General features: G+C 67.5%; 21 protein-coding genes and 1 riboswitch. Of the genes, 11 read left to right on the top strand and 10 right to left on the bottom strand.

The features are described 5' to 3' along the window. Positions 1 to 27 precede the first annotated feature (27 nt). Together V9K99_RS01215 and V9K99_RS01220 are read right to left on the bottom strand one after the other, a co-directional pair. Positions 28 to 1,122 (bottom strand): serine hydrolase domain-containing protein, encoded by a 1,095-nt coding sequence (locus V9K99_RS01215; RefSeq protein WP_337003096.1) that lies wholly within the window; start codon positions 1,120 to 1,122, stop codon positions 28 to 30. A 140-nt stretch (positions 1,123 to 1,262) separates the two neighbouring features. After that, the gene (locus V9K99_RS01220; RefSeq protein WP_337003094.1) at positions 1,263 to 1,832 is read right to left on the bottom strand and encodes a hypothetical protein; all 570 of its coding nucleotides are present in this window, start codon (positions 1,830 to 1,832) and stop codon (positions 1,263 to 1,265) included. 381 nt (positions 1,833 to 2,213) lie between these two features. Here V9K99_RS01220 and V9K99_RS01225 point away from each other — a divergent pair, with 381 nt between their 5' ends. Continuing rightward, positions 2,214 to 3,302 (top strand): helix-turn-helix domain-containing protein, encoded by a 1,089-nt coding sequence (locus V9K99_RS01225; RefSeq protein WP_337003092.1) that lies wholly within the window; start codon positions 2,214 to 2,216, stop codon positions 3,300 to 3,302. Further along, the gene (locus V9K99_RS01230; RefSeq protein WP_337003090.1) at positions 3,299 to 4,534 is read left to right on the top strand and encodes a hypothetical protein; all 1,236 of its coding nucleotides are present in this window, start codon (positions 3,299 to 3,301) and stop codon (positions 4,532 to 4,534) included. The genes V9K99_RS01225 and V9K99_RS01230 overlap by 4 nt, the downstream gene beginning before the upstream one ends. Here the strand turns inward: V9K99_RS01230 and V9K99_RS01235 are convergent. The 3 genes from V9K99_RS01235 to V9K99_RS01245 all read right to left on the bottom strand — a co-directional run bounded on the left by V9K99_RS01235 (position 4,463) and on the right by V9K99_RS01245 (position 7,238). Next, complete coding sequence (locus V9K99_RS01235) at positions 4,463 to 4,951, bottom strand: GNAT family N-acetyltransferase (protein WP_337003088.1); 489 nt, start codon at positions 4,949 to 4,951, stop codon at positions 4,463 to 4,465. The genes V9K99_RS01230 and V9K99_RS01235 overlap by 72 nt on opposite strands. Positions 4,952 to 5,047: 96 nt before the next feature. Next, on the bottom strand, positions 5,048 to 5,803 hold the full coding sequence (locus V9K99_RS01240) for a phosphotransferase enzyme family protein (RefSeq protein ID WP_337003086.1): 756 nt from the start codon (positions 5,801 to 5,803) through the stop codon (positions 5,048 to 5,050). Between the two features lie 10 nt (positions 5,804 to 5,813). Next, positions 5,814 to 7,238, bottom strand: coding sequence for an MFS transporter (locus V9K99_RS01245; protein WP_337003084.1), 1,425 nt, complete (start codon positions 7,236 to 7,238; stop codon positions 5,814 to 5,816). A gap of 90 nt (positions 7,239 to 7,328) precedes the next feature. On the opposite strand from V9K99_RS01245, the gene V9K99_RS01250 reads away from it, so the two are divergent. Genes V9K99_RS01250 through V9K99_RS01260 form a run of 3 tightly spaced genes read left to right on the top strand, consistent with a single transcriptional unit; the run spans position 7,329 to position 8,832 of the window. Further along, positions 7,329 to 8,000, top strand: a complete 672-nt coding sequence (locus tag V9K99_RS01250; protein ID WP_337003082.1) for a TetR/AcrR family transcriptional regulator — start codon at positions 7,329 to 7,331, stop codon at positions 7,998 to 8,000. A gap of 1 nt (position 8,001) precedes the next feature. Further along, positions 8,002 to 8,595, top strand: coding sequence for a GNAT family N-acetyltransferase (locus V9K99_RS01255; RefSeq protein WP_337003080.1), 594 nt, complete (start codon positions 8,002 to 8,004; stop codon positions 8,593 to 8,595). A 51-nt stretch (positions 8,596 to 8,646) separates the two neighbouring features. Beyond that, positions 8,647 to 8,832: a YegP family protein gene (locus V9K99_RS01260; protein WP_337003078.1), complete on the top strand. Its 186-nt coding sequence runs from the start codon at positions 8,647 to 8,649 to the stop codon at positions 8,830 to 8,832. 51 nt (positions 8,833 to 8,883) lie between these two features. Here the strand turns inward: V9K99_RS01260 and V9K99_RS01265 are convergent, their stop codons facing one another. Further along, entirely contained in the window at positions 8,884 to 9,246 is a 363-nt protein-coding gene (locus V9K99_RS01265; RefSeq protein ID WP_337003076.1) for a YciI family protein, read from the bottom strand. A 103-nt stretch (positions 9,247 to 9,349) separates the two neighbouring features. Between V9K99_RS01265 and V9K99_RS01270 the strand changes: the two genes are divergently transcribed. Continuing rightward, entirely contained in the window at positions 9,350 to 10,312 is a 963-nt protein-coding gene (locus V9K99_RS01270; protein WP_337003073.1) for a threo-3-hydroxy-L-aspartate ammonia-lyase, read from the top strand. A 292-nt stretch (positions 10,313 to 10,604) separates the two neighbouring features. Then, positions 10,605 to 10,770, top strand: a riboswitch (cyclic di-AMP (ydaO/yuaA leader). Positions 10,771 to 10,772: 2 nt separating this feature from the next. After that, positions 10,773 to 11,633, top strand: a complete 861-nt coding sequence (locus tag V9K99_RS01275) for a C40 family peptidase (protein ID WP_337003071.1) — start codon at positions 10,773 to 10,775, stop codon at positions 11,631 to 11,633. 112 nt (positions 11,634 to 11,745) lie between these two features. Here V9K99_RS01275 and V9K99_RS01280 read toward each other — a convergent pair whose 3' ends face one another. Together V9K99_RS01280 and V9K99_RS01285 are read right to left on the bottom strand one after the other, a co-directional pair. Next, complete coding sequence (locus V9K99_RS01280; protein WP_337003069.1) at positions 11,746 to 12,402, bottom strand: response regulator transcription factor; 657 nt, start codon at positions 12,400 to 12,402, stop codon at positions 11,746 to 11,748. Then, positions 12,399 to 13,586: a sensor histidine kinase gene (locus V9K99_RS01285; RefSeq protein WP_337003067.1), complete on the bottom strand. Its 1,188-nt coding sequence runs from the start codon at positions 13,584 to 13,586 to the stop codon at positions 12,399 to 12,401. The genes V9K99_RS01280 and V9K99_RS01285 overlap by 4 nt, the downstream gene beginning before the upstream one ends. A 143-nt stretch (positions 13,587 to 13,729) precedes the next feature. On the opposite strand from V9K99_RS01285, the gene V9K99_RS01290 reads away from it, so the two are divergent. The 3 genes from V9K99_RS01290 to V9K99_RS01300 all read left to right on the top strand — a co-directional run bounded on the left by V9K99_RS01290 (position 13,730) and on the right by V9K99_RS01300 (position 15,844). Beyond that, positions 13,730 to 14,617: an ABC transporter ATP-binding protein gene (locus V9K99_RS01290; RefSeq protein ID WP_337003065.1), complete on the top strand. Its 888-nt coding sequence runs from the start codon at positions 13,730 to 13,732 to the stop codon at positions 14,615 to 14,617. Positions 14,618 to 14,645: 28 nt separating this feature from the next. Continuing rightward, complete coding sequence (locus V9K99_RS01295; RefSeq protein ID WP_337003063.1) at positions 14,646 to 15,452, top strand: ABC transporter permease; 807 nt, start codon at positions 14,646 to 14,648, stop codon at positions 15,450 to 15,452. Between the two features lie 206 nt (positions 15,453 to 15,658). Further along, positions 15,659 to 15,844: a DUF3073 domain-containing protein gene (locus V9K99_RS01300; protein WP_137252242.1), complete on the top strand. Its 186-nt coding sequence runs from the start codon at positions 15,659 to 15,661 to the stop codon at positions 15,842 to 15,844. Positions 15,845 to 15,992: 148 nt separating this feature from the next. On the opposite strand, the gene purM is transcribed toward V9K99_RS01300, so the two are convergent. Together purM and purF are read right to left on the bottom strand one after the other, a co-directional pair. After that, complete coding sequence (purM, locus tag V9K99_RS01305) at positions 15,993 to 17,075, bottom strand: phosphoribosylformylglycinamidine cyclo-ligase (RefSeq protein WP_337003058.1); 1,083 nt, start codon at positions 17,073 to 17,075, stop codon at positions 15,993 to 15,995. Positions 17,076 to 17,117: 42 nt separating this feature from the next. Next, the gene (gene purF / locus V9K99_RS01310; RefSeq protein ID WP_337003056.1) at positions 17,118 to 18,680 is read right to left on the bottom strand and encodes an amidophosphoribosyltransferase; all 1,563 of its coding nucleotides are present in this window, start codon (positions 18,678 to 18,680) and stop codon (positions 17,118 to 17,120) included. A gap of 276 nt (positions 18,681 to 18,956) precedes the next feature. On the opposite strand from purF, the gene V9K99_RS01315 reads away from it, so the two are divergent. Continuing rightward, positions 18,957 to 19,940, top strand: a complete 984-nt coding sequence (locus tag V9K99_RS01315; protein ID WP_337003054.1) for a helix-turn-helix transcriptional regulator — start codon at positions 18,957 to 18,959, stop codon at positions 19,938 to 19,940. Positions 19,941 to 20,032 lie beyond the last annotated feature (92 nt).

Raw genomic sequence — 20,032 nt, forward strand, 5'->3', positions numbered from 1 at the left:
CTTGTCCATCACCAGCCAGAGTAGACGTCAGGTGCAGATGGCGTCGTCAAGGAAGGTGTCGATGGCGTCGTCGGGGTCGGCGGGGAGGTTGGCGGTCAGGGCGACGGTTGCTTGATGGCGGCCGTCTGGGGTGACGAAGGACCAGGCCTGGTGGGTGAGGGCGTCGCCGTCGTTGCCGTAGACGCGGATTCCACAGCGGGTGTCTCGCCAGGTCAGGCCGAGGCCGTACGCACGGTTCTCGAAACGGGGTGTCTTCATTTCTTCGAGGAGGTACGGCGGGAGCAGTCGGCTGCCGAGGAGTGCGGTCATGAAGGTGTTGAGATCGGCCGTGGTGGAGATCAGCTCGCCGCCCGCACCCAGGAACGACGGGTTCAGCTCGGTGTAGTCGAGAAGGCCTTGTTCTGTTGGCACATAGCCGTGCGGGTGCGGCCCGTGGATGCGCGGCGAGGTCCCTGGCATCTCGGTGCCGTGCAACCGCAGCGGTTTGATCAGCCGGCGCTCGACCTCATCGCCGTACGACTCCCCCGTCACCTTCTCGATGATCTCGCCGAGGATGGCGTAGTTGGTGTTCGAGTACTCGAACACCTTGTCCGGCGGATCGGACTGCGAAGGGTCGCCGACGGCGCGTTGGATCAGCTCGGCCGCGGTCCAGGTTCGCCAGCGGTTGGCCAGGAACTCCTGCGTCGGCGGCAGCGGCAGCGTCTTCTTGTAGTCATACAACCCGCTGGTGTGGTTGAGCAGCATGCGCACGGTGATGTGGCGACCGTTCGGGACCACTCCAGGCAGCCATTTCTCTACTGTGTCGTCCAGCCGCAGCTCGTCTTCGTCGACAAGTTGCAGTACGACGGTCGCAACAAACGTCTTCGTGATGCTGCCGGCCCGGAATCGACCATTGAGCGGGACTGCTCGCGTCGTACCCAATTCGGCGACACCGCTCCGACCGCGCCACACACCACGGTCGTCACGTACCTCCGCGAGCACACCCACCGCACTCGTGGCCGCGACGTTGTCCAACTGTCTCTGCAGACCGGGACGATCCGGCCCGGCAACCGCAGTCGCCGGCACCGCAATCACCGCCGCCACAGTCGTCGCAGCAACAAGAACCCGAACCCCTCGCTTCATCCCCAGCCTCCCTGTCGGCACGTCGTCCGCAGCAAGCCTTGCGAAGTCAACGCACAAACAGATCCGGGACCGCCCTTGGTTCTCCCCCGAGAACCAAGGGCGGGTAACCCGGTGATCTCCCGTCCCCCGAACCGCGTCGATCAGGTGTGATCGGCGAACAAGGCAAAGATCAGGGTGACCGCGAGCATCGCGATGAGGAGCACAACTCCCACCGCGGCGACCACGAGGAGGATGCCGGCCACCGCTGCGACCGTCAGGCAGGCCGCTGATATCAGCAGCCAGAGACCGGTCTCGCCCGAGCGGGTGAAACCGCGAGTAAAGACGGCCATCGCGAGCAGGGCCACGGTGCCTGCTGCGGCGAGCACGAGGGTCAGCAGCGGACGCCCGCCGAACGTGGCGACCGAACACGGGACGCCACGGCACCCGGCCCGATTGCGGACGATCGTGACGAGCGCCAGGCAACTGCCTGCCCCGATGGCCACGAGGATCCAGAGGGCGGCCATCGTACGGCGGGCAAGGGCGACGCTGCCCTGCCTCCACTGACCGCTGGAGTAGACGAAGTCGAACAGAGCGTCCCGGCGTGGGCGCCGGCCGGATCGCTGGGCTGCAGCCAGGTGCGGCGGCAGCATCTCGAGCTGAGGCTGTTGGCCGGCCAGCGGTTCGTGCCGCTGGGCTTCGGTCGTGGGCTTGGCGCGGGCTGGCTTGTCCATTGCGCACCTGCTCTCGTCAAACGAACCCCGGGAGGGAGCTTTGCGACCGCCTCGATCGGGCGATCAGCGCCCCGGCCATCTCTCTACGGTGCATACAGAGTGGCTTCGGTGACTACACGCAGTACTACAGTACTTATAGTAGAGCAGGGTGTAGACCGGTCAACATAAAGCGTGTCGCTTACATATGAGCCGGACGCCACGGGGCGTAGCGAGTCGGCGACTCAAGCGTTAGATCTGCAACGAACGAGGGGTACTTTGCGCTCATCGCTGTCCCAACACGCGCTTCAAGTGGTAGAGAGTAGTTATGGGTATTTTCGGGTGGAGTTGGGTGTAGCATCACCGTGCTGCGCTTGCGACGTACGCGGGCGCCAATATTCGGGAGTGAGATTGGCCTCGTCACCAGCGGCCGTACGACTCGCCCAGCGGCTCCGAGCCCTGCGCGAATCCCATTCTGGGCTGACCCAGGCCGGGCTGGCGCGAGCGCTGAGCGACGATGCCCGGGTCGCGGTGGCGACGATCAGCTCGTGGGAGAACCTGACCACCCCCAAGCTGCCGCCGGCCGACCGGTTGCGCTCCTACGCCTCGTTCTTCTGCACGGATCGATCGACCGACGGCTCTCCCCATCTGATCCCCGAGCAGGACCTGTTCCCGGACGAGCGAGAAAGGTTCGAGGCCCTCTACGAAGAACTGGTCGGGCTCCGCGAGGCCGCCCGCAGTCATTCCGGCGCAGTCGGTGCGGCGGCCCGCGGTTCCAGCACCTGGGTCTTCGACAGCGAACCCGTCACGATCGTCTGCCCAGAGATCCCCGAGGACGAGCGTCCCCGATTGGCGAGCGAGCGAGACCCCAACTACACGCGGATGTACCGGTACGCCGACCTCGACGCGCTGATTGAGTTGTGGGGTCACATTCGCGCCTTCAACCCCGACTTGACCACTGTCATGCACAGGCTGCCGTCCGAGGTGACGGCCGATCACATGCAAGGCCATCTGATCGTGCTCGGTGGCATCGGCTGGAACTATGTGACCGAGCGCCTGCTGAGGACGCTGCGCCAGCTGCCGATCTCCCAGTTCGAGGTCTCAGATCTGAAGACCGGGGAGATCCTCAAGGCCAGCGGGCCCGGCGGCCAGGAGTTCTACCCCCAGTTCGAGGACCGGGGGAACGGTCCTGAACTGGTCGAGGACGTCGGGCTTCTGACCCGGCTGCGGAACCCCTTCAATCACAGTCGAACGATCACCATTTGCAACGGTATTCACAGCCGTGGAGTGCTCGGGGCGGTACGGGCCCTCACCGATCTCAACGTCCGCGAGCAGAACGAGGAATTTCTCGCCAACCGGTTCCCCGACGGGGAGTTCGCGCTGCTCCTGCGGGTGCCAGTGGTGCACGGCGAGGCGATCTCGCCCGACTTGGACAACCCCTACAACCGACTGTACGAGTGGTCGCCAGGTGAGAAGAAGGTAGCCGCCAAGTGAGTCGTCAGCTCAGGCACCGGCAGTCGCACGCATCGTTGCTGCGGGATGTTTCGGCAGTGTCCGTCCCGCCGACGCGCAGTCGCCTCGACGCGATCGTCGTACCGGCTGCACGAGCGTCACTGCAGCGCGTCATCTCGCTCTCCGCGGACTTGTCGGTGCCATTGGTTCTGCTGTGCAGCCGGCAGGCGAAGGTGGACAAGGTCGCCGAGCGGGTGGAAGCAACCTTCGGAGCCCGCGCGCTGGTCGTCGAGGTGCCCGACGACTATCTGCCGCCGTACGAAGCCCAGCTGACCTCCGATGAGAAATTCCGCAAGCTGAGCGCCGATCGCTCGAGCGACCTGAGTGTCAAGCGCAACCTCGGTCTTCTCTTCGCCCGCCTCCGCGGCTGGAACAAGATTCTCTTCCTCGACGACGACATCTCGCAGATCCGTGGGCAGGACATCGCCCGGCTCACCGGCTATCTCGATCGTCGTCCCGTCGCAGCGATGGCCAGCCGGTGGTTCCCCGACAACTCGGTCGTTTGTCACGCACGCCGCCTCGCGGACTACCGGCAAGACGTCTTCGTCAGCGGTGCCGTGCTGGGGGTCAACACACAACACCCGGCGATGTCCTTCTTTCCTGACATCTACAACGAGGACTGGTTCTTCTTCGCGCGGCATGCCGCCGGACGGTCGCTGTCCAAGGTCGGCGAGGTCGGGCAGGACGAGTACCACCCGTTCGCCGACCCGCTGCGTGCCGGCCGCGAGGAGTTGGGCGACCTCCTTGCCGAGGGCCTCTACGCGATGTTCGAGAACACGCCTGGCTGGAAGTTCAGCGAGCAATTGACGGCAGCCGGCGCGGGCCATTGGCGGAACTTCAAGGAGGATCGCCTGTCCATGATCGAGACGACCAAGAAGGCACTCGAGCGTGCGCAGAACACCACGGGCTCGGTGGACTACCCGACGATGTCCCAAGCGCTCGAGTCACTGCGGTACGCCGAGAAGTACCTGGCGGACATCTCCCCCGAGGTCTGCGTCGACTTCATCGATCGCTGGCGGGAGGACGAACGCCAATGGCTCGAGATGATGGACAAGCTCCCTACCACCCTCGGCGAACGGGACGCCCTGGACAGACTCGGGCTCAAGAAGTGGATCTCCTGCGGTTACGGCAGCAGCCGGTCCTCACTCGGGATCCGTGGTGTGCAAGTGCCGCGCGTTGAGTCTGAACCGGACCTCCGTCCGGCCGTCGTCTAGGGGCTGACTCTTGCCGGTGGGCTCGAACCCCAACCGCTCGTAGACGGCGCGCGCCTCGGCGTTGCCGTCCAGGACCCAGAGGAACCAGTCCTCGACCTCGGGTTCGAGTTCGGCCAGGTACCGCAGGATCGCTCGCAGGGCACCGGACCGGCGGTGCCCGGGCTCGACCCACACCGATTCGAGGTACCGCTCGTTCACCGGACCGTCCCGCAACGAGCTGGCCACGGCGATGATGTCCCGCTCACCCCGGATCACGACCCACACTGCCGTCGTGAGGCGGCGTCGCCAATCCGCCTCGGTCCAGGACGCCACCTCCTCGTAGGTGGAGATGTACGCGGTCGGCGAATCCTTCAGGGCCCGAAGGCGGACCTCCCTCAGAATCTTCCAGTCGTCAGCAGCGAGCACCTCAACGTCCAAGACCCAGGCCCTTCTCCCGACTCCTCTGCAATGACAACACAGAAGTCGGACCACAGCTCACCAGGCGGTGTCGCCGGGGCGGAGGTGGGGAGCAGGTCACATGAGGGCGGTGAGCCAGGTGTTGTGGTGTCGGGTTAGGTAGGCGGCGGTTGGGCCCCAGTGGTTGGCGTGGCCTTCGGCGTAGAGGCGGGACCAGGGTTGTTCGCCGGTTTGCTGGCCGCGGAGTAGGAGGTCGTGCATGCCTTGGGTGTTGGCGGCCAGTTGGGTGGGGAGGGCTTGGCGGTCGTGCAAGTTGAGGCCGTAGCCGTCGACCAGGGCGCGGAGCCTTGGGGCGTCGGTTGAGGGATTGCCGTCGGGGAGGAATTGGACGAAGCCGTGGGCGGCGTAGGCGAGGTCCCAGAGGCGGGAGGACGGGCCGGCGTTGTCCCAGTCGATGAAGACCCAGCGGTCGCCGTCGCGGACGAGGTTCCACGGCGCCAGGTCGTTGTGGCAGATCAGGTCGCCGCCGGCGGGGTCGGGGACCGCGACGTTCCAACGTACGTCGGCCGGTACGGCGAAGTCCTCCATCGCGTCGTGGAGTTCGCGGATCAATCGGCCGATCCGGTGCAGTTCGTCCAACGTCATCAGTGGCAGCGTGTCGGCCAGGTCGCCGGGGATGTACTCGACGACGTGCCGTCGTTTGTCGTCGATGCCCATCGTCGCCGGAGCACCGGGGAATCCCTTGTTTGCAAGGTGTTCGAGGATGGCTTCGATACCGGGGGTCTGTGGCAGCGCAGGCTTTCGGACGGTTGATCCGATCCGGACGACCTCCGCTGCCACGTTCCCGCCAGTCAGGATTTCCTCATCATGCACGCGGTGAAACTTACGCTGCCGCGGTGGCTTCGGTCAGTTGGGATGCGGTGGGCTGGAGCTGGGGAGAGGCAAGGGTGAGGAGGACGTTGGCTACGGCGAAGAAGGCCGCGACGAGGAGCCCGCGTTCGAACCCTGATTCGAGGGCGTGCTGCTGAGTGGCGCCACGAGTCAACTCCTGCGTTGTGTGGGTGATGGAGAGCGTGGTGACGATAGCCAGACCGAGTGCGCCGCCCACTTGGTACATCGCGTTGACCACACCGGACGCGGCACCGGCCTCCTGCGGCCGAACCTCGGAGACGGCAGTGATCTGACCAGGTACGCCGACACCGATGATGCCGAACCCGAACACGATCAACCCAGGCAGCAACTCAGACGCATAGCTACCAGTCGCATCAGCCTGCGAGAGCAGCAGCAACCCGATCACACTCAACACAGCACCCGCGAGCTGCACAGTACGAGTACCAACACGCTGCACGAGCTGTGACGCCAGCGCAGCACCCAGAATCGCCGCACCGCCCATGGGCAGGAAGTGCACACCTGCCTCGAGCGCACTGTCGCCACGCACCTGCTGCAGGTAGATAGCAGTGAGGAAGAACATGGACAGGAACGCAGCACCGTTCAGCGCAAGCGATCCGCCCGACACACTCAATGCCCGCGACCGGAACAACCGCAGCGGTACCAGTGGTGCAGCAGACCGCCGCTCCACGAAAACAAACGCGATCAGCAACACCACTCCGGCCGTCAGTACGCCGACAACCTCAGCGGAACCCCAACCAGAGGGCTCCGACCGCACCACGCCGTACACGACTGCCATCAGCCCGGCCGTGCCCAGCACAGCGCCCAGAGTGTCGAAAGTACGACGACCAGTCGCGTGCCGTACGTCGCGAACGAACACGGGGATCACCGCGACCAGTGCGATCACGATCGGCACGTTGACGAAGAAGATCCACTGCCAGCTGAGTGAATCGACCAGTACGCCGCCCGCCACCACACCGAGCGTGCCGCCGAGACCCGCAAGGCCACCCCAGACCCCCATGGCGATGTTGCGCTCGCGACCATGCGCGAACGTCACCGTGAGAATCGCAAGAGCAGCCGGCGACAGCAGGGCACCACCAAGACCCTGTACGGCGCGCGCACCGATGAGGAACTCGGGTGAGTTCGACAACCCCGCCACCAGCGACGTGGCACCGAACAGGAGCAGGCCGGCCACGAACACCCGGCGCGGCCCGAGCAGGTCGGCCATCCGGCCGCCGAGGAGCAGGAAGCCGCTGAAGAGCAGCGTGTAGGCGTTGATCACCCACTGCAGGGAGTCGGCGGAGAAGTTCAGATCCGCCTGGATGTGCGGAAGCGCGACGTTCACGATCGTCACGTCGAGCACCACGATGAACTGCGCGAGAGCCAGCACCGCCAGGGTGGCCCAGGGACTACGTCGCATGCCTACCTCACTACGAAGAGAGTCTACGCTGTATGTATACGCTGTATGCGTACGTAGTAGACGGTAGGTCTACGGTGTAAACTTGTCAACGTGATCAGCAAAGAACCGGCCCGCAGGCTCGACCCGGACAAGGTCGTCGACAGCGCACTCGCGATCGCCGACGACGAGGGACCGGCCGCCGTCACCCTCCGTCGACTGGCCGGTCAGCACGAGGTCACGCCGATGGCGCTGTACCGGCACTTCAAGGACAAGGACGACCTGCTCGCCGCACTCGGCGACCGGCTGCTCGCGGACGTCGTACTGCCGGAGCCGACTGACGAGCCGTGGGACCGGCAGTTGCACAAGGTGCTGACGGCGTTCGTGACTGCACTCCGCGGGCATCCGCGACTGGCGGACCTCACCCTGATGCGCATCCTGGTCGCCGAGCCAGGCCTGGCGCTGGCCGAGCGGACGATGGAAATCCTCACCGAAGGCGGGTTCTCGCCCGACGACGCGGCCGAGGTGGGGCGGCAGTCGATCTGCTCCCTGATCGCCCTGGTGACCAACGATCCGATCGCGCGGGAGGTGAGCGACCCGATCGCCCGCGAGGATTCACTCCGCCGGAAGCGTGCATCGCTGGCCGCCCTGTCACCGCGGAAGTACCCGCTGGTCACGGCTGCCGCGGACACGTTGATCTGCCCGACGTCCACAGACCGGTACTACGCACTGGGCGTCGACCTGGTGGTTGCCGGCATTCACGGCGTACTGAAAGAGGAGAAGTAGCTTGGCACTCAGCGTCCTGACCTACCTCGAACAGCACAGCCCGGACGAGATCCTGCCGGCCCGCGAGCAGTCGGTGGAGGTGAGACGGGTCGAGGAGGTCTCACCAGAGTTCGCCCGCTACCTCTACACCGCGGTCGGCGGCCACTGGCACTGGGTCGGGAAGCTCGGGTGGAACTGGGACCAATGGGTCGACTGGCTGAGCCGGCCCGGGTTCGAGACCTACGTGCCATGGGTCGGCGGCGTTCCGGCCGGGTACGTCGCCCTCCGCGGAGTCGGCAGCGAGGTCGAGATCGAGAACTTCGGTCTGCTCAAAGGATTTATCGGCCGCGGTATCGGCGGCCACCTGCTGACCATTGGCCTGCGGAACGCGTGGACCCTGGACGAGCGCCACGACAGCGTCGACCCCATCACCCGGGTCTGGGTGAACACGAACACCCTCGACGGGCCGGCCGCACTGGTCAACTACCAGGCGCGCGGCCTGAAGCCGTACAAGACAGTGGAAGAGGAACGCCCCGACGCCGATGGCCCGGCACCCGGTCCGTGGCCGGGCTGGTCCGGCCCACCCGGCGTGGTGCGTGAGGTGCCGGCGGGCTGAGGCGGCTACGCTCCGAGACGGAGTGATACCAATTCAGCTGGAGGTATGGCGATGGCGGGGAAGTTCGAGCTGTACAAGGACAAGTCGGGCGAGTTCCGGTTCCGCTTGAAGGCCGGCAACGGCGAGGTGATCGCGACCAGCAGCGAGAGCTACGAGTCCAAGGCCGGCGCCCTGAACGGGATCGAGTCGATCAAGCGGAACGCCGCCGACGCGAACGTCGACGACCAGACCGACTGAGAACCCAAGAAAACAAGGGGGTCTCGCCATCACGGCGAGACCCCCTTGCACTCAGAGACCGTCTTCGAAAACCACCGGCCGGACCTCGACCCCGAGGCCCTCGATCGCGGCGTCCGGGATCATCGCGGCCAGCTCGTACGCGCGTTCCGCCGAGGCCACGTCGACCAGATAGTAGCCGCCGAGGAACTCCTTCGACTCCACGAACGGGCCGTCCGTCACCGCCGGTACGCCGTCGCGGACCTTGACCACCGCGGACTTGGCCGGCTCGGCCAGCGCGACGGTGCTGTGGAACTCTCCCGACGCCTTCGTCTCCGCCATCACCTTCTGGTGCCCGGCGCCGATCGCCTGCTGCTCCTCTTCGGTCAGTGCGGCGAGCACGTCGGGGTTGATGTTCATGATCAGTAGGTACTTCACGATGTCTCCTTCACCCGTGGCTCCCGGCCGGGAGCCTCTCGCCTTCAGTACGGAGCCGACGCCGCCATCTTGACATCGGTCCGGAACAGATAGCGTCAGCCGCATGGCCGAGCTGAGTCTCACAGATGTCCGGTCCGCCGCCGACCGGATCGCCGGGCTCGCCCACCGTACGCCGGTACTGACCTCACGAACCCTGGACGAGCGGGTCGGCGCGCGGGTGTTCCTCAAGGCGGAGAACCTGCAGCGGATCGGCGCGTTCAAGTTCCGCGGCGCGTACAACGCGGTCAGCCGGCTGTCGCCCGACCAGCTCCGGTACGGCGTCGCCGCGTACTCATCGGGGAATCACGCGCAGGCCGTCGCCCTGGCGGCGCGGATCGCCGGGACCAAGGCGGTCATCCTGATGCCTGCGGACGCACCGCCGACGAAGCTCGCCGCCACTCGCGGGTACGGCGCTGAGGTCGTCACATACGACCGCTATACCCAGGACCGGGCTGCCCTGGCGAAGGAGTTGGCGGCCGAACGTGGACTCACCCTCATTCCGCCGTACGACCACTACGACGTGATGGCCGGACAGGGGACGGTCGCGCTGGAGCTGATCGAGCAGACCGGGCCGTTGGACGCACTGCTCGTCCCGGTCGGGGGTGGCGGGCTGATGGCCGGCTGCGCGACGGCAGCGACCGCGCTGTCGCCCGGGATCCGGATGATCGGGGTCGAGCCGGCCGCGGGCGACGACCACGCCCGGTCGCTGGCGGCGGGCGAGCGGGTGGAGATCGACGTACCGCGGACGATCGCCGACGGGCAGGCGATCTCGACGCCGGGCGAGCTCACGTTCGCGGTGAACCGGCGGCTGGTGGACAGCTTCGAGCTCGTCGCGGACGACGAGATCGTGGCCGCGATGGCGTTCGCGTTCGAGCGGCTGAAGATCGTGCTCGAGCCTAGTGGCGCGAGTGCGCTGGCGGCGCTCTTGGCCGGGCGGATCCATCCGCTGCCGGAGCGCGTCGGAGTCGTGTTGTCCGGCGGGAACGTCGGCCTGGACCGCTTCCTCGAGCTGCTCAGAAATAGCTGAATTCGCAAGGAACTGAGTGCCCTGAGCACGCACTGTGCCCGTTGTCACAGACAGCAACAATCGGATGTGACCGGGGTCACATCGAGCCGCTCATTTGCCGCCTCGGCCCCGCTCAGACGCGCTCAGGACACCTGGTGTTCACCACCGGTCCTTGATCCGTCAGAGAGCCGCTCAAGGCCTTTTCGGAGCCCCTCTGTGGATTCGAGGGTTTGCGTCGTGATCATTCTGTTATACAGTCGTCGACGGTTCGGTAAATACGACGAACCGCACAGGTGTCAACGCCGAGCCCTGCCAGGCACCTGTGCTCCCCTCGAAAACCAAGGCAGGGGTGGGGGACCCAGGAGGTTGGGTCTCGACCGTGAGTGGTCGGAACCCTGGGGTGAAGTCCGCGGGAGCGGACCGGGCTATGAATCCCAGCCCGAACCCGACAGCTAACTCCGCAGGCGTCGGGAGACCAACCATGCCCGTCACTGCCCGACGGACGTCGCTTTTGCGCGCCGTCAGCCAGACCAGCGAGGTCAGTACCCGGCCCACCGGCCGGACTGTCGCGAAGCACCGCAAGTCCACCAAGCCGGCCACCCCTCGGGCCGCCGCCGCCGTCCTGACGGTGGGCCTCACGGTCGGCGGTGGAGCCGCGATCACCCTCGCCGCCCCGCCTGCCACCGCTTCGGCTGCCACCACCTCCGCCACTGCCACGACCACGCCGCGTGGGTACTGGAGCATCCCGAGCCGGCCGTTGCTGCGGTTCCGGGACAAGGGCCCGACCGTGAAGTACGTGCAGAAGGCTCTGCACCTGGGTCCCGACGGCTACTACGGCGCCAGCACCATCCGGGTCCTGAAGAAGTACCAGGCGTCCTGGGGTCTCAAGGCCACCGGCACGACGACCCGGGAGACCTGGAGCCGGCTGACCTACACCGCCAAGCGCGGACTGCTCTACGGCCCGTACGGCACCGCCAGCACCAGCAAGGGCACCTTCCGCGCGAAGGTCCTTCGCGAGGCGGCGAAACTGAAGGGCACGCCGTACCGCTACGGCGGCACGACCCCGCGTGGCTTCGACTGCTCCGGCTACACCGGTTACGTGTACAAGAAGGCCGGCAAGAAGCTGCCCCGTACGTCGCGTGCGCAGTACAGCGCGGTCAAGCACATCAGCCGCAAGTCCGCGAAGCCGGGTGACCTCGTCTTCTTCAAGAGCGGTGGCGGCGGCGTGTACCACGTCGGTATCTATGCCGGCGGCAACATGCTGTGGCACTCCTCGAAGCCGGGTGTCCCGGTCAAGAAGGGAAAGATCTGGACCAGCAGCGTGGCCTTCGGCCGCGTCTGAGTCCGACCTGTCAGCATCCTCTCCCCCAGGGATGGCTGACCCTGAAACCGGTCGCGGGCCGTCGACCCCCCACCCCTCCGACGGCCCCGACCGGTTTCCTTGTCTAGAGCAACTAGTCGTCCAGCAGCCCGGCGTCGTGCGCCAGGATCGCGACCTGGACCCGGTTGGTGGCGTCCAGCTTCACCAGCACCCGCGACACGTGCGCCTTCACCGTCGCCTCGCTCATGTACAGCGTCTTGCCGATATCGGCGTTCGACAGTCCGCGCCCGACCGCGGCCAGCACCTCGCGCTCCCGATCAGTGAGCGCGGTGATCCGCTCCCGCGCCTGCCGCTGGCGGTCTGAGCGCGAGTCCGCCGCGAAGTGCCCGATCAGCCGCCGGGTCACCGCCGGCGACAGCATCGCGTCCCCGGCCGCGACCACCTTGACCGCATGCACCAGCTCCCGCGGCGGAGTGTCCTTCAGCAGGAACCCGCTGGCCCCGGCCTGCAGCGCCCGGAACACGTAGTCGTCCAGGTCGAACGTCGTCAGTACGACGACCTTCGGCGGATCCGGCAGCGCCTGCACCTCACGGGTCGCCGCCAGCCCGTCCAGCCGCGGCATCCGGATGTCCATCAGTACGACGTCCGGCCGGTGCTTCACCACCATCGCCGCCGCGTCGGCGCCGTCGTCGGCCTCGGCGACCACCTCGAGGTCGGCGTCCGACTCCAGGATCATCTTCAGCCCGGCCCGGACCAGCGCCTCGTCGTCCACGATCAGCAGCCGCGTCATCGTTCCCCTTCGTCCACCGCTGAGTCCACGTTGTCCCGGCCGTCCGGCCAGGGCAACCAGGCTTCCACCTGCCAGCCGCCGTCCCGAGTCGGTCCGGCCGACAGTCGCCCGCCGGCCAGCTGCACCCGCTCGCGGAGGCCGACAAGACCTGAGCCTGACCCTGGGAGCAGTGAACCAGCAGCGACCGGCCGCACGTTCGTCACCCTGACCGTCACCCCCGCTCCCCTGGCGCCGTGGACGACCACCTCGGTCGAGGCTGCCCGGGCGTGCTTGTGCACGTTGGTCAGCGACTCCTGCACCACGCGATAGACAGTGCGCCCGACAGACACCGGTACGTCGTCCGGCAGCGCGAGCTCACCCTTCACACTCACCCCGGCGTCCCGGGAGTCCTCCACCAGTCGTTGCAGATCCGCCGCTTGCGGCACCGGCGCCAGGTCGGCCCCGTCGACGCTGACGTCAGTCCGCAGTACGCCGAGAACCTCGCGCAGGTCCTCCATCGCCTGCCGCGCGGTCTCGCGGATCAGCCGGGCCGAGCCCTCCACCTTCTCCGGGCCGACCGCCGGGTTCACCTCGAGCCCGCCGGCGTGCAGGGCGATCAGCGACACTTTGTGCGCGAGTACGTCGTGCATCTCCTGGGCGATCCGGGCCCGTTCACCGAGCCGGGCCTGCTCGCCGCGCAGCTCGCGCTCTGCCTCGGCCCGCTCGGCGCGGTCCCGGAGCGACACCATCAGGTCCCGGCGCGCTCCGACGTAGGCGCCGATCGCGATCCAGGTCCCGATCAGGAACGGTCCGGTGAACACCGAGACCCAGAACTCGCCGTCGCCGTACCACGCGTTGATGACGTAGGCGACGTACGCACTGAGGCCGAGGATGTGCAGGACCAGGTCGCGGCGGCGGATCGCCAGGGTCAGCAGGGCCAGGCCCATCGGCACGAAGATGGCCGCGGTCAGCATGGCGGCGATGGCGACGACGGTCACAGTGGCCGGGAAGCGGCGGCGCCAGAAGAGGGCGACCGAGGCGACCACGCCGGCGCAGAGCACGAACCAGTCGCGCGTTCCCCAACCGCCGCCTCCGGACGCCGCCTGGGCGACCACGGTCAGCAGGGCGAAACCGACGTACAGGAAGTCGCGCAGGCGCGGGGCATGGCGGACCCACCAGGCGTACCACCGGCGCAACCGTCGCATTCTGTCAGCGTAGTTGCGCGGCATCGGTGTTCTCGTCACCCGTTCGGGTGGGTTCAGGGATCGTCCCTGACGACTTTCGTAGGGGGTGATCGCAGCCGCTCGTCCGATGTGCGACCGGGGTCGCGAACGGTTGACTCGATGTCATGATCACCGTCGAGAACCTGACCAAGCGCTACGGCAGCACCACCGCCGTCCAGGACGTGTCCTTCACCGTTCAGCCGGGCAGCATCACCGGCTTCCTCGGCCCGAACGGCGCCGGCAAGTCCACCACGCTGCGGATGCTGACCGGGCTCACCCCGCCGTCGTCCGGCACCGCGACCATCACCGGCAAGCGGTACGTCGACCTGCCGAATCCGGGCCGGGTCGTCGGGGTCATGCTCGATGCCGCCGCGCAGCACCCGGGCCGGACCGGGCGGGAGACGCTGCTGCTCAACGCGAGCCTGCTCGGCGTTCCCAAGGGCCGGGTGGACGAGATGCTCGAGGCGGTCGGCCTGAGCCACGCGGCGAAGCGCCGGGTCGGGCAGTACTCGCTGGGGATGCGGCAGCGGCTCGGTATTGCCAGTGCGCTGCTCGGCGATCCCGCCGTACTGATCCTGGACGAGCCGGCCAACGGGATGGACCCCGAGGGCATCCGGTGGATGCGCGGCCTGCTGCAGGACTTCGCCTCCCGCGGCGGCACGGTGATCCTGTCCAGCCACCTGCTGGGCGAGGTGCAGGCAACGGTCGACCGGCTGGTCGTCATCGGCGGCGGCCGGATCGTTGCCAACGGCTCCCTGGAGGAGTTGCTGGCCGGCAGCGGCACGCTCGTCCGCGGTCTCGACCCGATCGGCCTGAACCAGGCGCTCACCGCCGCCGGCCTGAACCTCGAGCCGCTACAGGACGGTGCCCTGCGGGTCGACGCCACCGCCGAGCAGGTCGGGCGGGCCGCCGCGGCCGCCGGTCAGATCCTGCTCGAACTCCGCCAGAGCGACGGCGCCGGCCTGGAGGAGCTGTTCTTCCAGCTCACCGCCCCGGTCGCCGAAGCCGCCTGATCACACCTACTTCTTGGAGCTCATCACCATGACCACTGTCACCGACATCGCGCCGTCGGCCCCGGCCAAGCACCGGGCCGAGGTGGCGACCGCGCTGCCGCCCGCACGCGGCCAGTCCTTCCTCAAACTCGTCACTCTCGAACTTCGCAAGTCCGTGAACACCCGGAGCGGCCGGGTTCTGCTCGCCGCGATCCTGCTGCTGGCCGCGATCGCGATCGGGTGGCAGCTCACCCATCTGCCGCAGGGGCCCGCCGGCTTCGACGGCTTCCTCGGCGCCGCGTCGACCAGCGTCATGCTGCTGCTGCCGGTGATCGGCGTGATGGCGATGACGAGCGAGTGGACCCAGCGGACCGCGCTGACCACGTTCACGCTGTCGCCGCGCCGGGTCCGGGTCCAGCTGGCCAAGTTCGTCTCCGCGATCGTGCTGAGCGTCGTGGCGATGTCCGCGGTCGTCGTCCTCGCGTTCGCCGGGACCGCTCTCGCTGGTGCGGTCACCGACCACACCACGTCGTACGCCGGAGCCGGCGGGCAGTTGGCCGGGGCCTACCTGACCGTCGCGCTCAACGTGGTGATGGGTGCCGCCTTCGGTGCGGTGATCGCCCAGACCGCGGTCGCGATCCTCGTGTACTTCATCGCCCCGACCGCCTGGGCGCTGGCCGGTCCCGCGCTGTTCAAGGACAACGCGAACTGGCTGGACGTGTTCGGCGCCTTCGGCCGGATCGCGGAGCGTGACCTGAACGGGATGCTGCCCGAGACGCTCACCGCGATCGGGGTCTGGATCGTTCTGCCGACCATCGTGGGACTGTGGGCAAGCTCACGTCGCGAGGTCAAGTAACGGGGGTCCGACGCGGTGGGGTGGGCCGGTTTGAGGGGACCGGACCCACCCCACCGGCGGCGTGATCGGACCTCTCGGGGTCCAGCCAGGGGGCCGGTGCGTGTGTCGATCCCGCGCTCCGGGTATCCTAGAAACACGATTACTGACGACTGATCCGTGGGCGCCACGCTGCGTACCCGGTTGACTTGTGCGAGGGGGTCGACGCTATGGGGCGCGGCCGTGCAAAGGCCAAGCAGACGAAGGTCGCTCGCGACCTGAAGTACCGCACCTGGGACACCGACTTGGACCAGCTCAAGCGTGAGCTGTCCGGTGACCAAGGTGGCGACCGTTCTGCGAACGGCGAGAACGACGGCGACGATTACGACGCCGACGACTACCACCCCCGTCGGTAAGCAACAGCTCGACTGACCTGCTCAGTGCCCTCACGGGTGCCTGAGCAGGTAGTTGCGCGCCGACGAGCTTCACCACACCAGCAGTAGCCGTGGCGGTTCCGCCTGCTCTCAACCGGCAGGCGGGGCCTCAGGTCACCACTACACCGGCCTACTTGGCGTACGTGCCCTTGAGGGTGACCGTGCCGCCAGGAGCCTGGGCGACTTCACCGCAGATCCAGGCGGGGATGTCCCGAGCGGCCAGCGCGGCGATGGCTCGATCGGCTGCGGCCGGATCGAGTACGGCGACCATGCCGGCACCCATGTTCAGCGTCTTCTCCAGCTCGGGCAGCGGCACGTCACCCAGTTGACCGACGAGACCGAAGATCGGCGCCGGGGTCCAAGTGGAGCGGTCGATCCGGACCGACAACTCGGCAGGGATGACCCGGGCCAGGTTGGCCGCGAAACCACCGCCGGTGATGTGCGACATCGCGTGCAGCGGCTTCGCGTCACCCTCGAACTCGCCGTTCAGCTCCTGGATCAGCTCCAGGCAGTGCTTGGCGTACACCCGGGTCGGCGTCAGCAGCACCTCGCCGAGGGTGCCACCCAACTCCGGCACCTCGCGGTCCAGCGACCACTTCGCCCGGTCGAAGAACACGTGCCGGACCAGGGAGTACCCGTTCGAGTGGAGGCCCGACGAGCCCATCGCCACCACCACGTCACCCGCGCGCACCCGCTCCGCGCCGAGCACCTCGTCGGCCTCGACCACGCCGGTCGACGCGCCGGCTACGTCGTACTCGTCCGGCTCCAGCAGGCCCGGGTGTTCGGCCGTCTCGCCGCCGACGAGCGCCGTACCGGCCTCGACGCAGGCCTCGGCGATGCCCTTCACGATCTGCGCGATCGTCTCCGGGACCACCTTGCCGGTGCAGATGTAGTCGGTCATGAACAGCGGTTCGGCGCCGCAGACGACCAGGTCGTCGACGACCATCCCGACCAGGTCGAACCCGATCGTGTCGTGCTTGTCGAGCTTCTGCGCGATCGCGACCTTGGTCCCGATACCGTCGGTCGAGGTCGCCAGCAACGGCCGCCGGTACGACGTCAGCGCGGTCGCGTCGAACAGCCCGGCGAACCCGCCGAGCCCGCCGACCACCTCGGGGCGGGTCGCCTTCGCCACCCACTCCTTCATCAGCTCGACGGCCCGGTCACCGGCCTCGATGTCGACTCCGGCGGCGGCGTAGCTCGCCCCTTCACTCACGTTGTTCTCCTCGGTACGGCGTCCGCGCGGGCGGATCGCTGACTACGGACGGCTCAGCGCGTCGGCCGCACCGGCACCGCCGGCCACCGTCGCCAGACCGTCGATGTCGGTGGCCACGGGCAGCTCCAGCAGGTGCTTGCCGAGCTGCTCCGGCTCCGGCAGCGCGACCGGGTAGACCCCGTCGAAGCAGGCGCGGCAGAGTCGCTCCTTCGGCACCGTGGTGGACTCGACCAGGGCGTCCAGGCTGATGTAGCCGAGCGAGTCGGCGCCGAGTGAGCGGCAGATCTCCTCGGTGTTCAGGCCGTTCGCGATCAGCTCCGCGCGGCTGGCGAAGTCGATGCCGTAGAAGCACGGCCACTTCACCGGCGGCGCCGTGATCCGCACGTGGATCTCCTTCGCACCGGCCTCGCGCAGCATCCGGATCACCGCGCGCTGGGTGTTGCCGCGGACGATCGTGTCGTCGACCACCACCAGCCGCTTGCCCTCGATCACCTCACGCAGCGGGTTCAGCTTGAGCCGGATACCGAGCTGGCGGATGGTCTGGCTGGGCTGGATGAAGGTCCGGCCGACGTACGCGTTCTTGACCAGGCCCGAGCCGTACGGGATGCCGGACTCCTCGGCGTACCCGATCGCGCCAGGGACGCCGGACTCCGGGGTGGCGATGACGAGATCGGCCTCGGCCGGGTGCTCGCGGGCCAGCCGGCGGCCGATCTCCACCCGGGTGGAGTGGATCCGCTGGCCGGAGATCTGGGTGTCCGGACGGGCCAGGTAGACGAACTCGAACAGGCAGCCCTTCGGGTCCGCCTCGGCGAACCGGGTCGAGCGCAGCCCGTCGGCGTCGATCGCGACGATCTCGCCGGGCTCGATCTCCCGGATGAAGGAGGCGCCGACGATGTCGAGGGCGGCGGTCTCGCTGGCGACCACCCAGCCGCGCTCCAGCCGGCCCAGCACCAGCGGGCGGATGCCCTGCGGGTCGCGGGCGGCGTACAGGGTGTTCTCGTCCATGAAGATCAGGCTGTAGGCGCCCTTGACCTTCGGCAGGATCTTGGCGGCCGCCTCGTCGATGGTGAGGTCGGGGTACCCGGCCAGCATCGAGGTGAGGATGTCGGTGTCGGAGGAGGCGCTGTGCTTGGCGTTCGCCTTCGCGTGCTCGACCTCGACGTCCAGCCCGAGATCGAGGTCGCCACCGCCGTTGAGGCTGGCGGCCAGCTCGCCGGTGTTGGTCAGGTTGCCGTTGTGACCGAGTGCGATGGACCCGGTCGCGGTGGACCGGAAGGTCGGCTGTGCGTTCGCCCACACACTCGACCCGGTGGTCGAGTAGCGGCAGTGCCCGATCGCGATATGTCCGCGCAGCGACGCCAGGGTCGCCTCGTCGAACGCCTGGCTGACCAGCCCCATGTCCTTGTAGACGAGGATCTGGCTGCCGTTGCTGACCGCTATGCCAGCCGACTCCTGCCCGCGATGCTGCAGAGCGTAGAGCCCGAAATAGGTGAGTTTGGCGACCTCTTCCCCCGGTGCCCAGACCCCGAAGACGCCACAGGCGTCCTGCGGTCCGAGATCCTGCGGGTCAAGATCATGGGTGAGCCGACCATCGCCACGAGCCACACCAGCAGTCTACGGGACGCAGACCGGCCCTCCCGCCACGCGGGCGTCAGTGGACTACCAGCAGGTCGCGATCAAGTGACATGCGTCGCTCTCACCGGCGGCGGATGCCGTCGCGGGAGCAGCCAGCAGGAGAAGCAGGGCGACGCCGACTACAGTCAGCAGCTTCTTGATCACTGATAGTCCTTTCAGAAATAATCCGAAACCACCTATTGAGTGCTCTTTGTCGACGCACTCTGTATATGGTCGGTTCCGACAAGTTTCTGGAGGAGAGGGATCGTGCTCGAACCGCTGGGGGTGGATGAAGGCACCTTCGCGGTCTATCACGCCCTTCTCAGCCACCCAGACAGTACGCCGGAGCAGATTGCCGCGCTAGTAAAACGTTCGGTACCGGAAGTCCACGAGCTGATGGACAAGCTGCGCAGGCTCGAGCTGCTGGTCCCCACCTGGACCAACCCCGACTCCGAGCACGCGGTCCATCCGCGGGTCGGGCTGACCGGTCTGGCCGAGCGGCGCCGGACCGAGCTGAACAAGATGCTCGGCGAGCTCAGGGAGGCCGAGGCGTCGGCCGAGGTGGTCGCCGAGCAGTACAACGAGCTCCTCACCGCCCGCAGCAGCGGTGACGTGGAGTTGCTGAAGGGCCGGGCTAACGCCTCCCGCCGGATCGAGGAGCTCGCACTGAAGGCCCGGGACACGTTCTGGGGCCTGGTACCGGCGCACATCGACGACACGATCCAGCAGGTGGACCGGTCACCGGACTTCATGTTGCTGGAACGCGGCCTGAAGATGCGGACCGTCTACCTGCAGAGCATGTCCTCGTCGAAGACGGCGGTGGAGTACGCCGCCACGATGCACCGGCTCGGCGGCGAGGTGCGGGCGACCCCGACGCTGCCGATGCGGCTGCTGATCTTCGACCAGGAGATCGCCATCATGCCGATGGACCCGGAGAACCCGACGGCCGGCGCGGTGATCCACCGCACCCCGGCCGTGGTCTCGGTCGCGTTGGCCCTGTTCGACGCCTACTGGTCGCGCGCCACCGAGATGTTCGCGCCCGAGGACCGCGACGAGAACGCGCCCCTCAGCCCGCACGAGGCCGAGGTTTTGCGGCTTCTCGCCGGCGGCGCGAAAGACGAACAGGTCGCCCGTTTACTCGGTATTTCTTTGCGCACCGCCCGGAGAATTACCGCGAACCTTTCCGAGCGACTCGACGCGGCCAGCCGATTCGAATTGGGTGTCGCCGCCGCCAAACGCGGCTGGGTGTGAGCACACCAGAATTCCCAGGGAATTCACCGGGTACGTCGAGCGGCCCGGAACACCTGTCCTCGCAGGCTTCCCGGCCACCGCATCCGGTCTGG

It is taken from the genome of Kribbella sp. CCNWLW201, from assembly GCF_037203805.1.
GTDB lineage: Bacteria > Actinomycetota > Actinomycetes > Propionibacteriales > Kribbellaceae > Kribbella.

Coding starts and splice junctions, on each gene's coding strand:
- V9K99_RS01245 (WP_337003084.1), bottom strand. CDS start 7,238: ATGCGACGTAGTCCCTGGGCCACCCTGGCGGTGCTGGCTCTCGCGCAG.
- V9K99_RS01295 (WP_337003063.1), top strand. CDS start 14,646: ATGACCACTGTCACCGACATCGCGCCGTCGGCCCCGGCCAAGCACCGG.
- V9K99_RS01275 (WP_337003071.1), top strand. CDS start 10,773: ATGCCCGTCACTGCCCGACGGACGTCGCTTTTGCGCGCCGTCAGCCAG.
- V9K99_RS01280 (WP_337003069.1), bottom strand. CDS start 12,402: ATGACGCGGCTGCTGATCGTGGACGACGAGGCGCTGGTCCGGGCCGGG.
- V9K99_RS01220 (WP_337003094.1), bottom strand. CDS start 1,832: ATGGACAAGCCAGCCCGCGCCAAGCCCACGACCGAAGCCCAGCGGCAC.
- V9K99_RS01270 (WP_337003073.1), top strand. CDS start 9,350: ATGGCCGAGCTGAGTCTCACAGATGTCCGGTCCGCCGCCGACCGGATC.
- V9K99_RS01260 (WP_337003078.1), top strand. CDS start 8,647: ATGGCGGGGAAGTTCGAGCTGTACAAGGACAAGTCGGGCGAGTTCCGG.
- V9K99_RS01285 (WP_337003067.1), bottom strand. CDS start 13,586: ATGCGACGGTTGCGCCGGTGGTACGCCTGGTGGGTCCGCCATGCCCCG.
- V9K99_RS01290 (WP_337003065.1), top strand. CDS start 13,730: ATGATCACCGTCGAGAACCTGACCAAGCGCTACGGCAGCACCACCGCC.
- V9K99_RS01300 (WP_137252242.1), top strand. CDS start 15,659: ATGGGGCGCGGCCGTGCAAAGGCCAAGCAGACGAAGGTCGCTCGCGAC.
- V9K99_RS01215 (WP_337003096.1), bottom strand. CDS start 1,122: ATGAAGCGAGGGGTTCGGGTTCTTGTTGCTGCGACGACTGTGGCGGCG.